This window comes from Rathayibacter sp. PhB1 (genome assembly GCF_004362935.1).
GTDB lineage: Bacteria > Actinomycetota > Actinomycetes > Actinomycetales > Microbacteriaceae > Rathayibacter > Rathayibacter festucae.
In genome coordinates this window covers 1-14,118 of sequence record NZ_SNYD01000007.1, presented here as the reverse complement: position 1 = coordinate 14,118, position 14,118 = coordinate 1, and the positions used below count along the sequence as shown (strand labels likewise).

Genomic DNA, 14,118 nt, shown 5'->3' with positions numbered 1-14,118 from the left:
GCTGAAGTTGATGTCGTTGAGGGTGACGTCGCCGGTGTTGGTGGCCTCGATGCGCCAGGTGATCCGGGTGCCGGGGGTGGCGGGTGCGCCGTCCTTCTTGTCGAGGGTGCCGACGAGGCGTGCGCTGATGCTGGGGTGCTCGACCGACGGGGTCACTGGCGACGGGGTCGCGGTGTGCGCGGTGACGGTCGCCGTCCCCGGTGAGGCCTCATCGGCGTGCGCGGCGGTCGCGGCACCGCCGAGGAGGACGAGGGACAGCGCTGCCGAGACCGTCAGGTCGAGGGCTCGTGCGGTGTGAGGGCGGCCGGAGGTGGGTCTGCGGGAAGTGTGTCGCGGGGTCATGGCGCTCCTTGACGTGAGGATGAACAGAGGATGTGAAGCATTGTCACATCCGCTGTCCACCGGGATCACGCCTGTCGTTCCCTGTGGCGGGAGACGCGCCTCTCAGCCGGCCTGGGTGGGGAACGGCCCGAGGTCGAGCAGGAAGCGGAGGATCTCGCCGGCCGGGGCGCGGACGGCGGGGCCGGAGCCGAGCGACCAGGAGGCGTCGGTCGGCACGAGCGAGCTGCCGCGGGCGGCGGCGCGGATGGCGAGCGGGGCGCGGAGGGAGCGGTCCAGCGCCACGGCGCCGCTCACCTTCTCGGGCAGCACGGTCTCGGGGGCGAGGGCGAGCTCGACCCGGACCGCTTCGACCAGCTCGGCGACGCCGGTGGGGCCGCGGCCGGCGCGGCGGGCGGTGGCGAGGGCGGTGAGCGCCGCCGGCAGCGCTGCCGGGGCGGGAGGATCGGCGGCCTCGCGCGCGCCGAGGCGGGAGGCGAGCCGCTGCGTCGTGCTGCTGGAGAGCCGCACGACGAGGGCGCCGAGAAGAGGGGTGGAGACGGCACTGGCCGCCCCGCCCTCCGCGAAGGAGGGGGAGGCGGCCAGGACGGCGAGCCGGTCGAGCCGATCCGCGACGAGCGGGCGCCAGTCGTTGCTGACCCCCGACTCGTCGACCGAGGCTCCGGAGCTGAGCGGCAGGAACCGCGACCAGTCGGCCACGACCGGAGCGGCTAGCGTCCGCCGGAGCGGCGCTTGTTGTAGACGTCGAAGGCGACCGCGAGCAGGAGCACGAGGCCCTTGACCGCCTGCTGCCACTCGATGCCGATGCCCATGATCGACATGCCGTTGTTCAGGACGCCGATGATCAGACCACCGAGGATCGCGCCGCCGATGGTGCCGACGCCGCCCTGGACGGCCGCGCCGCCGATGAACGCGGCCGAGATGGCCTCGAGCTCGAAGCCGTCGCCGGCCTTCGGGCCCGCCAGGTTGAGGCGGGCGGTGAAGACGAGGCCGGCCAGCGCCGCGAGGACGCCCATATTGACGAACAGCCAGAAGGTGACGTTGCGCGTCTTGATGCCCGAGAGCTCCGCGGCGTGCAGGTTGCCGCCGATGGCGTAGACGTGGCGGCCGAAGACCGAGCGGTTCATCACGACGCCGTAGACGAGGACGAGGACGGCCAGGACGATCAGGGTCACGGGGATGCCCTTGAACGACGAGAGCGCGAAGGCGAACGCGGCGACGACGACGGCGATGAGGACGAGCTTGGTGACGAACCAGGCGCCGGGCTCAACACCCTGGTTGTACTTCTGGCGGCCGCGGCGGGTGCGCACCGACTGCACGGTGAACGCGACGATCGCGAGCGCGCCGACGCCGAGCGACAGCGGGTCGAGACCGGTGGTCTCGCCGAACAGGTCGGTGAGGAAGCCGTTGCCCAGGGCGCGGTACTCGATCGGGAAGGAGCCGATGTTCGCGTTGCCGAGGACGACGAGCGCCAGGCCGCGGAAGATCAGCATGCCCGCCAGGGTCACGATGAACGCGGGTATCCCCACGAACGCGATCCAGAAGCCCTGCCAGGCGCCCACCAGAGCACCGATGAGCAGCGAGAGCACGATCGAGACGAACCACGGCAGGCCCATGTTGACGGCGAAGACACCGGACATGGCGCCGACGAACGCGGCGATCGAGCCGACCGAGAGGTCGATGTGCCCGGCCACGATGACCATCACCATGCCGATGGCGAGGATGAGGATGTAGCCGTTCTGGACGATCAGGTTCGAGATGTTCTGCGGACGCAGGAGGATCCCGTTGGTCATGATCTGGAACAGCAGCACCACCACGATCAGGGCGATGAAGATGCCGTTCTTGCCCAGGTCGCCCAGCACGTGGCTGAGGCGCTTGGTGAACGCGTTCTCGGTGGGGTTCACCTGCGCTCCCGCCGCCGTCGGCGGGGTGTTCTGCAGATCGGTCATCGTTGCTTCTCCTGGGTCATGAGGGTGAGGACGGCCTCGGGCGTGGCCTCGGCGATGGGCAGCTCGCCCGTGATGCGGCCCTCCGACAGCGCGTAGACGCGGTCGCAGATGCCGAGCAGCTCGGGCAGCTCGGAGGAGATGACGATGATCCCCTTACCCTCCGCCGCGAGCTTGTTGATGATGGTGTAGATCTCGTACTTCGCACCCACGTCGATGCCGCGGGTGGGCTCGTCGAGGATCAGGACGTCCGGGTCGGAGTAGATCCACTTCGAGAGGACGACCTTCTGCTGGTTGCCGCCGGAGAGCTTCCCGGTCTTGGCGAGCACGGTCGGCGACTTGATGTTCATGCTGCCGCGGTACTCGTTGGCGACCTCGAACTCGCGGTTGTCGTCGACGAGTCCGGCGCTGGACACCTTGGGCAGCGACGCGAGCGAGATGTTCCGCTTGATGTCGTCGATCAGGTTGAGGCCGTAGTGCTTGCGGTCCTCAGTCGCGTAGGCGAGGCCGTGGGCGATCGCCTCCGACACGTTGCGCATCCTGATCTCCTTGCCGGCCTTGAAGACCTGGCCGGAGATGCGGCTGCCGTAGGAGCGGCCGAAGAGGCTCATCGCGAACTCGGTGCGACCGGCGCCCATCAGGCCCGCGATGCCGACGATCTCGCCGCGGTGCACGGTGAGGTTCACCTTGTCGACCATGACGCGGGTCGGGTCCTGCGGGTGGTGCGCGGTCCAGTCGACGACACGGAGGATCTCCTCGCCGATGTGCGGCGTGTGGTCCGGGTAGCGGTGGTCGAGGTCGCGGCCGACCATGTCCTTGATGATCCGGTCCTCGGTCACGTCGTCGTGCGCGATCGTCTCGATCGTCTTGCCGTCCCGGATGACCGTGACGGTGTCGGCGATCTTCTTGATCTCGTTGAGCTTGTGGCTGATGATCAGCGAGGTGATGCCCTGCTCCTTGAGGTGCAGGATCAGGTCGAGCAGGTGGTCGGAGTCCTCGTCGTTGAGCGCCGCGGTGGGCTCGTCGAGGATGAGCAGCTTGACCCGCTTGGAGAGCGCCTTGGCGATCTCGACGAGCTGCTGCTTGCCGACTCCGATGTCCTGGATCTTGGTGGTGGGGTTCTCCTTCAGGCCGACCCGGGCGAGCAGCGAGGCCGCCTCCTGGTTGGTCTTGTTCCAGTCGATCAGACCGGCGAAGCCGCGGACCTCGTTGCCGAGGAAGATGTTCTCCGCGATGGAGAGGTAGGGGCTGAGGGCCAGCTCCTGGTGGATGATGACGATGCCCTTCGCCTCCGAGTCGCGGATGCTGGCGAACTGCATCACCTCGTCCTCGAAGACGATGTCGCCCTCGTACGTGCCGTGCGGGTACACGCCCGACAGCACCTTCATCAGCGTCGACTTGCCGGCGCCGTTCTCTCCGCAGATCGCGTGGACTTCGCCGCGCTCGGCGTTCAGCGTGACGTCCTGGAGCGCCTTCACGCCCGGGAACGTCTTGGTGATGCCGCGCATCTCGAGGATGTTCGTGGTCACGCGTGCCTCCCTTCCTTCATAGAGCCGGGCCCCCTCTCGGGGGCCCGGCAGTGTTCATGCCTCGCTGTCCTCTGATGAGAGGACTTGGGTCGCGGGTTCCGGTGGGGCGAGATGCAAGGCGGAGGAGGAAGCGATAGTGGAACTATCGCGCCCGACGACAACGCCGCAGATCGCCCCACCGGGGCCCGCGAGCGGCTTAGCCGTTGACCTCGGCGTCGGTGTAGTAGCCGCCGTCGACCAGCACGGACTGGATCTGGTCCTTGGTGACGATGACCGGCTCGAGCAGGAAGGACGGGACGACCTTCTCGCCGTTGTCGTAGGTCTCGGTGTCGTTGACCTCGGGCTCGGTGCCCTCGAGGACGGCCTGGGCCATGGAGACGGCCTCCTTGGCGAGCTCGCGGGTGTCCTTGTAGATGGTCGCGTACTGCTCACCCGAGATGATCGCCTTGACCGAGTCGAGCTCGGCGTCCTGACCGGTGATGATCGGGAAGTCGGTGCCCACGGTGTAGCCGGCGTCCGTCAGCGCGGAGATGATGCCGCGGCTCAGGCCGTCGTAGGGCGAGAGGACGCCCTGGATCTTCGAGCCGTCGGAGTACGTCTTGGTGATGATGTCCTCCATGCGGCTCTGGGCGACCTCGGGGTCCCAGCGCAGCGTGGCGACGGTGTTGAACTCGGTCTCGCCCGACTTCACGACGAGGGTGCCCGCGTCGATGAAGGGCTCGAGGGTGTCCATCGCGCCGTTGAAGAAGAACGTGGCGTTGTTGTCGTCGGGGCTGCCGGCGAAGAGCTCGATGTTGAAGGGGCCGGCCGGGGCGCTCGCCGCGGCGGTGCCCTCGAGGTCGGTCAGGCCGAGGCCCGCGAGGAGCGAGGTGGCCTGCTGGACGCCGACCTTGTAGTTGTCGAACGTGGCGTAGTAGTCCACGTTCTCGGAGTCGCGGATGAGGCGGTCGTAGGCGATGACGGGGATGTCGTTCGCCGCGGCCTCCTCGAGGACGCTGGTGAGGGTGGTGCCGTCGATCGAGGCGACGATCAGGGCCTTGGCGCCCTTGGTGATCATGTTCTCGAGCTGCGAGACCTGCGTGGGGATGTCGTCCTCGGCGTACTGCAGGTCGACCTGGTAGCCGGCGTCCTCGAGCTGCGACTTGACGTTGTTGCCGTCGGCGATCCAGCGCTCGGAGGACTTGGTCGGCATCGCGACGCCGACGAGGCCGCCGTCGCCCGAGCCGGAGCCCGAGTCGCCGGAGCCGCTCGAGCAGGCGGCGAGGGAGAGGATCATCGCGCCACCGGCGATGCCGGCGATGAGAGCGCGCTTCATTGTGGTCACTGTGATTCCTTCGTCATTGAATGCAGCGGGTGCTGGGCTGCCGCGGGGTGCCAGCGGCGGCGGGACGCTCATGTGAGCGATCACATGGAGTGATGCTAGACCCGCTGGCGGCAATCGTGCCACCACGGATGTCTCGACTCGATAACGGCGCGGATCATCGGTGCGCCGCGCGCACGGCGGCCGCGAGCGACCGGGGAACGGCGGTGGAGCCGCGGACCATCAGCTGCGGGTCGATCGGCGGGGACGCCTCGGGTCGCTCGCCCTCGATCAGGCTCAGCAGCGTGGCCACGCAGCGGCGGCCGAGCTCGGCGAAGTCCTGCCGCACGCTCGTCAGCGGCGGCCAGTAGTAGGCGGCCTCGGGGATGTCGTCGAAGCCGATGACGCTGACGTCCTCGGGGACGCGGATCCCGCGCTCGTGGAACGCGCTCATCACGCCCAGCGCCATCTGGTCGTTGGCGGCGAAGACCGCGGTGACGTCGAGGAGGCGGCTGAGCTCGAGGCCGACGTGGTGGCCGCGCTCGGCGCTCCAGTCGCCGAGGATCGGCGGGCGCAGCGGCAGGTTCCGGTCGCCGAGCTCGACCAGGTAGCCGCGCATCCTGGCCTCGGCCTCGATCCAGTCCTGCGGACCGGAGAGGTGCACGATCTCGGTGTGGCCGAGCTCGATCAGGTGCGCGGTCGCCATCCGCGCGCCGGCCATCTGGTCGACGTAGAGCGCGTCGCCGCGCTCGGCGTCGGTGGTCTGCAGGGTGACGTTGGGGATCCGCAGCGCGACGCCGGAGAGGATGTCGAAGACGCGGATCTGCGGGGCGATGACCACCAGACCCTCGACCGCCTGGTTGAGCAGGTGCCGGATCCCGGCCTGGATGGAGTCGCCGTCGGTGCCGTCGACGTTGGCCGTGACGACGAGGTAGCCGGCGTCGCGGGCGGCGACCTCGATGGCCTGGATGCTCGACGCGGGGCCGAACTGCAGGCTCTGCGAGGAGAGCACGCCGATGGTGCGGGTGCGGCTGGTGACCAGGGCGCGGGCGGCGAGGTTGGGGCGGTAGTCGAGCTCGGCCATCACGCCGAGCACGCGCTTCTTGGTCTCGGCGCGCAGGCTCGGGTGGTCGTTGAGCACCCGGGAGACGGTCTGGTGCGACACTCCGGCGGCCCGGGCGACGTCGTAGATGCTCGGGGCCCGCGGCGCGGGCTTGTCTTCCGGCATCGGGCACCGTGGCTTCCTGTGATCGGGCGGCGCTTCGTCGCAGGGACGCGGGTGCCGCTGCGATGCGGGGCCCGCCCGTCCGCGGGCGCGTGTGAGCACACCTTACGTCTCCCGCGGGGCGGAACCCCTCTCAGGGGGACGCGGAGGCGGGCGGAGGTTCGGCTCGCGGGACGGGGTCGGGCTCGCGGGATTGTGCGGTTTCGGCGTGCCGGGGGTGGTTCCGCGTGCCGGAGGTGGGTGGGGCGGAGGTTCGGCTCGTGGGGCGTTCTGCGGCGCGGGTCCGGGGCGGGCGGCTCCTGTGGACTCCGGCTCGCCGAACGCCGTCCGGCTCGCGGGATCAGCGGGTTCCTGCGTGCCGGAGGTGTTTCCGCGTGCCGGAGGTGGGGCGTCGGAGCTTCGGCTCGTGGAGGGACCTCCGGCTCGTCGTTTCGGGAGCTTTTCGCGTGCCGGAGACGGTTCCGCGTGCCGGAGGTGGGCGGGGGAGCGGCGGTGGGCGGGAGGGTAGGCGCTCGACGGCGGGATGGCCAGCACCTCGCCAGCGGAGCGGTGGTGGACCGACGATGAAGGAGCAGGCGAGACGCGCACCGGCGCACGACCGGCGCGACGGCCCGCCCCATCCGCACCGCTCCGCGTCACCGCGGGCACCGACGAGAGGACGACCGATGGGCTTCTGGGGACAGGACGACGACGACTCGCACGGCAGGCCGCGCCCGGTCGACGAGCCGCTGGGCGAGCTGGAGCTCGTGCACGAGTTCACCGAGGGGCCGATGCCGACGGGCGTGAGCGTGTCGCACACCGGCCGGATCTTCGTGAACTTCCCGAAGTGGGGCGACGAGGTGCCGGCGACGGTCGTCGAGCTGCGGGACGGCGTCGCGGTGCCGTTCCCGGACGAGGCGTGGAACTCGCCCGACGGGGACGACGACGCGGGGGCGCTGGTCTCGGTGCAGAGCATCGTGGTCGATCCGGCCGACCGGCTGTGGATCCTGGACACGGGCAGCCCGCTGTTCCAGCCGACGAAGCGCGGCGGGCCGAAGCTCGTCTGCGTCGACCTGGCGACGGACACGGTCGAGAAGGTGATCGTCCTCGAGCCGGACGTCGCGCTGCCGACGACCTACCTGAACGACATCCGCTTCGATCTGCGGCGCGGGATCGCCTACATCACCGACTCCGCCGATTCGGGGCCGAACGGGATCATCGTCGTGGACCTCGAGTCCGGCACCGCCTGGCGCCGCCTGCACGAGCACCCGAGCACCAAGGCGCTGACGCCGCCCGAGCTGGTGCCGATGGCCGAGGGGCGGGTGCTGATGAAGCGGCCGGCCGACGGCGACCCCGAGCCCGTGACGATGGGCGCGGACGGCATCGCGATCTCGGCCGACGGCGAGCGGCTCTGGTACTGCCCGCTCGCCTCGCGGCGCTGGTACAGCGTGGCGACCGACGCGCTCGTCGACCGCGCTGTCTCCGACGAGGACGTCGCCGCGACGGTCGTCGACGAGGGCGACAAGGGCGGCGGGGCGGACGGACTCGAGACGGACGACCGGGGCCGCTTCTACGCGACGAGCTACGAGAACAACGCGATCGTGCGCCGCCGCACCGACGGCACCCTCGAGACCCTCGTGCACGACGAGCGCCTGCTCTGGCCCGACACGATGTCGCTCGCGACCGACGGGCACCTCTACGTCACCGCCAACCAGCTGCACCGGCAGGCCGACTACCAGGGCGGGACGGACCTGCGGACGTACCCGTACTCGCTGTTCCGCCTCGCGGTCGACGCGGGGCCGGTGCTGCTGCGCTGAGCGGTGATGCGTGCCGGTCGCGGACAGGACCATGCCGGTCGTGCGCCGAACCGTGCCGGTCGCGCGCCGAACCATGCTGGTCGAGTAGCCGTCCGCGGGACGGCGTATCGAGACCTCCCGTCCGCAGAACGGCGGATCTCGATACGCCCGCTGCGCGGGCTACTCGATCAGCAGGAGGCGCGGGCTACTCGATCAGCAGGAGGCGGGCTTCTCAATGGAAGCGCCGCCTTTCATGCTGGTCGAGTAGCCCCGAAGGGGCGTATCGAGACCCCGCGTCTCCAGAAGGGTGGATCTCGATACGCCCGCTGCGCGGGCTACTCGATCAGCATGGGTGGGCCGCCGCCCGGGGTACTCGATCACCATGGCCGGCCCGCTGCGCGGGCTGCTCGATCAGCATGAGCCGTCAGGCGACGCCGGCCGCGCGGCGCACGAGCTCGGCGACGGTCGCGCGGGTCGCGTCGTCGGCCGCGGTGAGCGCGTAGGCCGTCGGCCAGATCGTGCCGTCGTCGAGCTGCGCGCCGTCCTGGAAGCCGAGGGTCGAGTAGCGGGTGCCGAACTTCGCGCCCGGCTGGAAGAAGACGATCGCCTTGCCGTCGGCGCGTGCGTAGGCGGGGAAGCCGTACCAGGTCTTCGGCAGCAGCTCGGGAGCCTCGGCGGCCACGACCTCGTGCAGCATCTGCGCGATCGGACGCTCGACGTCCGTCATCGCGGCGATCGCCGCCTCCGCGTCGGCCTTCTCCGCGGCGGTCTTGTCGGCGCTCTTCTGGCGCTTCGCCTCCTCGCGCAGCTCGGCGGCGCGCTGCTTCATCGCGGCGCGCTCCTCTTTCGTGAAGCCGTCAGCCATCGGAGTCTCCTTCGCGCGGGCCCGGGCGGTCCGTCGGGGCTCATCGTCGCAGTCGGGGGCGATCGCGGCAACGGCGGAGGCGGCCGTCGGCCCAGCAGCCGTGTCGGCGGCCGCCGGTAGCGTGGTCGGATGCGCCTCCTCCTGATCCGCCACGGCCAAACCCCCTCCAACGTCGACGGCATCCTCGACACCCGCATCCCCGGCCCCGGGCTCACCGAGCTCGGCCGCAGCCAGGCGGCGGCCCTGCCGACGACGCTCGCCGACGAGCCGATCGGCGCGCTCTTCGTCTCGACGATGAAGCGCACCCACGAGACGGCCGCACCCCTGGCCGCCGCGCTCGGGCTCGAGCCGGTCGAGCGCGCGGGCATCCGCGAGATCGCGGCCGCGGGCCTGGAGATGCGCGGTGACGAGGCCGCGGTCGAGGAGTACATGGGAACGGTCTTCCGCTGGGCGGGTGGCGAGACCTCGCTGCAGCTGGCCGGCGGCGAGACCGGCGACGAGTTCGCCGCCCGCTACGACGCGGTGGTGGCGGAGGCGGAGGCGACCGGCCACGACGTCGTCGCGCTGGTCAGCCACGGCGCCGCCATCCGCTGCTGGGCCGGGCTCCGCTCGCTCGACCTCGACGCGGACTTCATCGCCGACCACCTGCTCGACAACACCGGCGTCGTGGTCCTCGAGGGCTCGGGCTCGGAGTGGTCGCTCGTCTCCTGGGAGGGCGAGCCGATCAGTGGCGTCGGCGTCACGGCCCCGTCGGGGCCGGCGGGTGAGACGACGGACTGACCGCACCCATGCTGGTCGAGTAGCCGGCCGCAGGGCGGCGTATCGAGACCCGCCGTCTGCAGGTGGGTGGATCTCGATACGCCCGCTTCGCGGGCTACTCGATCAGCATGGGTGGTCCGCTGCGCGGGCTACTCGATCAGCATGAGGGGTCCGCTGCGCGGGCTACTCGATCAGCATGAGTGGTCCGCTGCGCGGGCTGCTCGATCAGCATGCGCGGTCCGCTTGCCGTACATGCTGGTCGAGTAGCCCCGCAGGGGCGTATCGAGACCCGCCGTCATCAGCAGGGCGGTCTGCAGACTCGTCTTCTGACGCGGGTGGATCTTGATACGCCCGCTGCACGGGCTACTCGATCAGCATGGGTCGTCCGCTGCGCGGGTTGCTCGATCAGCATGGGTCGTCCGCTTCGCGGGCTGCTCGATCAGCATGGGTGGTCCGCTGCGCGGGCTGCTCGATCAGCATGAGAGGTCCGCTGCGCTGGCCGCTCGAACATCCGGGCGCAAGCGGGCATCCGAGGGTAACGATCGGGCAACGGTGTGGAAACCGGCCCTGACCAGCACGGACGTCACCGCATAGCCCGGCTCTGCATCGTTGCAGAGTGCCTGATGCGAGGCCCGCCGTTTGTCCGGACGGACACCCGCGGCTACCGTGGACGGCGGTCCTCGAGACCCCGATGAATCGGTCCGCGCTCGTGCGGCGTCCTCCCCGACGTGCCGCGAGCGTACGGTCAACGGGTGCGCGAGGCGGCCCCGTGGCCGCCTCCCGGACGAACCGGAATCGCCTCCGCGCCCCCTCCGCTCACCGCGGCGGGACGCCCGCGGAGGCTGGAGAGACGGCGTCCCCCGCACCCGACCCGGCACCACGAGATGAGAGTGCAGGGATGCGTCCCTGCGCGCCGACGGAGTGCACGTGCAGCAGAATCAGCAGGACATCAGCGAGCCCGGGAACGGAGCCGCCACCGCCACCCTGGAGCGGGCCACAGCGACCCTCGAGCGGGAGGGCCCGGCCCTCGAGGCGAGGAACCTCTTCAAGGTCTTCGGCCGCCGGCCCGACGAGGTCGTGCGGCGGCTGCGCGAGGGTGCCGACCGCGCCGACCTCGCGGGCCAGGGCACCGCGGCGGTGATCGACTCCTCCTTCGAGGTGCGCCGCGGCGAGATCTTCGTCGTGATGGGGCTGTCCGGCTCCGGCAAGTCGACGCTCATCCGCATGCTCAACGGCCTGCAGGAGCCGACCGCGGGGGAGGTGCTGATCGAGGGCACCACGATCACCGGCGTCCCGGAGAAGGAGCTCCGCCGCATCCGCCGCTCCTCGATCTCGATGGTCTTCCAGCACTTCGCGCTGCTGCCGCACCGCACCGTGCTCGACAACGTGGCCTACCCGCTCGAGATCCAGGGCGTGCCGGCCGCCGAGCGCCGCGAGCGCGCGCTGCTCGCGGTCGAGCGGGCCGGCCTCGCCGGCTGGCACGAGAAGATGCCCGACGAGCTCTCCGGCGGCATGCGCCAGCGGGTCGGACTGGCCCGGGCGCTCGCCGCCGACACCGACATCGTGCTGATGGACGAGGCGTTCTCGGCGCTCGACCCGCTCATCCGCCGCGAGATGCAGGAGCAGCTGATCGAGCTGCAGCACGAGCTCGGCAAGACCATCGTCTTCATCACCCACGACCTGAACGAGGCCATGCTCCTCGGCGACCGGATCGCGGTCATGCGCGACGGCCGGATCGTCCAGATCGGCACCCCGGAGGAGATCCTCACCGACCCGGCGAACGACTACGTCGCGCAGTTCGTGCAGGACGTCGACCGCGCCCGCGTGCTCACCGCGTCCGCCGTGATGGAGCCGGCGCGCTCCGTCGTGACGCTCGCCGCCGGCCCCCGCGCGGCCCTGCGCACCATGCGCGACCAGCAGACCGCGGCGGCCTTCGTCGTCGGCGCCGGTCGCCGGCTGCTCGGCACCGTCCGCGACCGCGACGTGATCGAGCAGGTCCGCGCGGGCACCACCGACCTCTCGCTCGTCGTCACCGAGGCCGTCGTCAGCGTCGGCCCCGACACCGCGCTCAGCGAGATCATCGAGCCGGCCGTCGAGTCGGCGCTGCCGGTCGCCGTCGTCGACGAGGCGGGGCGGCTCCTCGGCGCGATCCCGCGCGTGACGCTGCTCGCGGCCCTCGGCAATCTCGGCCCGCAGACCGGCGAGCCCTCGCTCGTCGAGCCGCCGGCCACGCTCCCGACCGAGCTGGTCACCGCGACCCTGCACGCGACCGGCGGCCCCGTCGACGACGCCGTGCTCGCGAGCGAGGGGGGCGTGCGATGAACCCGGACCTCCGCCTCCCGCTCGGGGCCGCCGCCGAGACCGTCGTGGACGTGCTGACGCAGACCTTCCAGCCGGTCTTCGACCTGCTCCGCACGGTCTTCGGCGCCGCCTACACCGGTGTCGACTTCGTGCTGGCGACCCCGCCGTTCTGGGTCGTCATCGCCCTGATCGCGGTGCTCGCCTACGCCGCGCGCGGCTGGGTCTTCGGGCTCGGCTCCGCGGTCGGGCTCCTGCTGATCGCGAGCGTCGACCAGTGGGACAACGCGATGGACTCGCTCGCCCTCGTGCTCGTCGCCTCCGCCGTCGCGATCGCGCTGAGCGTGCCGCTCGGGATCCTCGCGGCCCGCAACCGGACCGCTTCGACGATCCTGCGCCCGGTCCTCGACTTCATGCAGACCATGCCGGCGTTCGTGTATCTCATTCCGGCGCTGATCCTCTTCCGCGTCGGCGTCGTGCCCGGCATCGTCGCGACGATCGTCTTCGCGATGGCGCCCGGCGTCCGGCTGACCGAGCTGGGCGTCCGCGGTGTCGACTCCGAGCTGGTCGAGGCGGGCGAGTCGTTCGGCTCGTCGAAGTGGCGGATCCTCCGGCAGATCCAGCTGCCGCTCGCGCTGCCGTCGATCCTGGCCGGCCTCAACCAGGTCATCATGCTGTCGCTCTCGATGGTCGTCATCGCGGGCATGGTCGGCGCGGGCGGTCTCGGCGGCGACGTCGTGGCCAGCATCGGCCGGATCGACGTGGCGCTCGGCTTCGAGGCCGGCATCGCGGTGGTGATCCTCGCGATCATCCTCGACCGGATGACGAGCGCCCTCGGCGCCCCGTCGCCGGCCCGCGTCGCCCGGGCGAGCAGCCGCAAGGCCGTCGTCGCGACCCGCACGGCCATCGCCGCGGTGTCGGTCGGCGTCGTCGCGTCGCTCGGCGCGTCGGCCGTCGCCGGCCCGGCGACCACCGCGTCCGTCGACAACGGCGACCGCACCGACGTCACCCTCGCCGTCTTCCAGGGCTGGGACGAGGGCATCGCCGCGTCCCGGCTGTGGGGCGCGGTGCTCGAGGAGGAGGGCTACGACGTGACGCTGCAGAGCATCGACGTGGCGCCCGGCTTCTCGGGCCTCGCCAGCGGCGACTACGACCTGGCGCTGGACACCTGGCTGCCGATCACCCACGGCGACTACCTCGACGAGTACGGCGACCGCATCGTCGACCTCGGTGCCTGGAACGACGACGCCAAGCTCACCATCGCGGTGAACGAGGACGCGCCGATCGACACCCTCGAGGAGCTCGCGGCGAACCCCGAGGTCGTCGGGAACCGCCTCGTCGGCATCGAGCCCGGCTCGGGGCTCAACGGGATCACGACCGACGCGGTCATCCCCGGCTACGGCCTGGAGGGGATGGAGTACCTGACCTCGTCGACGCCCGCGATGCTGCAGGAGCTCTCCAGCGCGACGGCGGCCGGCGAGAACATCGCGGTGACGCTGTGGCGCCCGCACTGGGCCTACGACGCGTTCCCGGTGAAGGACCTCGAGGACCCGAAGGGACTGCTCGGCGAGGCCGAGGGGATCCACGCGTTCGGCTCCGCGTCGTTCGACAGCGAGTTCCCGACGCTGAGCAGCTGGCTGCGCGACTTCCGGATGGACTCGGACACGCTGTACTCGCTCGAGAACGCGCTGTTCAACGAGGGCGCCGACGACCAGGACGCGGCCCTCGAGGCCTGGCTGGCGGAGAACCGGGAGTACGTGGACGGGCTGACGGGCTGACGGCGGGATCTCGATACGGGCGCTGCGCGCCCTACTCGATCAGCATGATGCGGCTGTGCCGTCGGCATGAGGGGAGCGGAAGCCCGATGGGCGGCAATCTCCCCATGCTGGTCGAGGAGCGCGGAGCGCGTATCGAGACCCACGTTCTGCAGAGGGGCGGATCTCGATACGCCCGCTCCGCGGGCTACTCGATCAGCATGTGTCTTCCCTGCTGGATGGTCCTATGGATGTCAAGCAGTGAGTCTGGGTGGTCGGAGGTCGGTGGCGAGGTCGTGGAAGACGCGGCGTGCGACGAAGCGCTTGA

The 14,118-nt window shown here is 70.8% G+C and carries 11 protein-coding genes (1 of these 11 only partly in view); 4 read left to right on the top strand and 7 right to left on the bottom strand.

Features of this window, described 5'->3' with window-relative positions:
- The 6 genes from EDF17_RS20510 to EDF17_RS16615 form a co-directional block, all read right to left on the bottom strand.
- Positions 1-342, bottom strand: partial view of a protease inhibitor I42 family protein gene (locus EDF17_RS20510; RefSeq protein ID WP_133672125.1) — the 5' portion only. 930 nt of this gene lie to the left of the window's left edge; 342 of the gene's 1,272 nt are visible here — the first part of the coding sequence; it begins with the start codon at positions 340-342; its stop codon lies off the left edge, out of view.
- A 102-nt stretch (positions 343-444) separates the two neighbouring features.
- Positions 445-1,038, bottom strand: coding sequence for a hypothetical protein (locus tag EDF17_RS16635; RefSeq protein WP_123447757.1), 594 nt, complete (start codon positions 1,036-1,038; stop codon positions 445-447).
- Between the two features lie 11 nt (positions 1,039-1,049).
- The gene (gene mmsB, locus EDF17_RS16630) at positions 1,050-2,288 is read right to left on the bottom strand and encodes a multiple monosaccharide ABC transporter permease (protein ID WP_123447756.1); all 1,239 of its coding nucleotides are present in this window, start codon (positions 2,286-2,288) and stop codon (positions 1,050-1,052) included.
- A complete protein-coding gene (mmsA, locus tag EDF17_RS16625; RefSeq protein ID WP_123447755.1) occupies positions 2,285-3,814 on the bottom strand; it encodes a multiple monosaccharide ABC transporter ATP-binding protein in 1,530 nt (509 codons plus the stop codon). The genes mmsB and mmsA overlap by 4 nt, the downstream gene beginning before the upstream one ends.
- 196 nt (positions 3,815-4,010) lie before the next feature.
- Positions 4,011-5,129, bottom strand: a complete 1,119-nt coding sequence (gene chvE / locus EDF17_RS16620) for a multiple monosaccharide ABC transporter substrate-binding protein (RefSeq protein ID WP_123447754.1) — start codon at positions 5,127-5,129, stop codon at positions 4,011-4,013.
- A gap of 163 nt (positions 5,130-5,292) precedes the next feature.
- The gene (locus EDF17_RS16615; protein WP_123447753.1) at positions 5,293-6,342 is read right to left on the bottom strand and encodes a LacI family DNA-binding transcriptional regulator; all 1,050 of its coding nucleotides are present in this window, start codon (positions 6,340-6,342) and stop codon (positions 5,293-5,295) included.
- 662 nt (positions 6,343-7,004) lie between these two features.
- Between EDF17_RS16615 and EDF17_RS16610 the strand changes: the two genes are divergently transcribed.
- On the top strand, positions 7,005-8,135 hold the full coding sequence (locus EDF17_RS16610; protein ID WP_123447752.1) for an L-dopachrome tautomerase-related protein: 1,131 nt from the start codon (positions 7,005-7,007) through the stop codon (positions 8,133-8,135).
- Positions 8,136-8,538: 403 nt separating this feature from the next.
- Here EDF17_RS16610 and EDF17_RS16605 read toward each other — a convergent pair whose 3' ends face one another.
- Positions 8,539-8,979: a hypothetical protein gene (locus EDF17_RS16605; protein WP_123447751.1), complete on the bottom strand. Its 441-nt coding sequence runs from the start codon at positions 8,977-8,979 to the stop codon at positions 8,539-8,541.
- Between the two features lie 129 nt (positions 8,980-9,108).
- Here EDF17_RS16605 and EDF17_RS16600 point away from each other — a divergent pair, with 129 nt between their 5' ends.
- From EDF17_RS16600 to EDF17_RS16590, 3 genes are all read left to right on the top strand, one after another.
- Positions 9,109-9,759 (top strand): histidine phosphatase family protein, encoded by a 651-nt coding sequence (locus EDF17_RS16600; RefSeq protein ID WP_123447750.1) that lies wholly within the window; start codon positions 9,109-9,111, stop codon positions 9,757-9,759.
- 963 nt (positions 9,760-10,722) lie between these two features.
- Positions 10,723-12,060, top strand: a complete 1,338-nt coding sequence (locus tag EDF17_RS16595) for a glycine betaine/L-proline ABC transporter ATP-binding protein (protein WP_166649730.1) — start codon at positions 10,723-10,725, stop codon at positions 12,058-12,060.
- Positions 12,057-13,814, top strand: coding sequence for an ABC transporter permease/substrate binding protein (locus EDF17_RS16590; RefSeq protein ID WP_123447749.1), 1,758 nt, complete (start codon positions 12,057-12,059; stop codon positions 13,812-13,814). Before EDF17_RS16595 ends, EDF17_RS16590 begins: the two co-directional genes overlap by 4 nt.
- Positions 13,815-14,118: the final 304 nt, after the last annotated feature.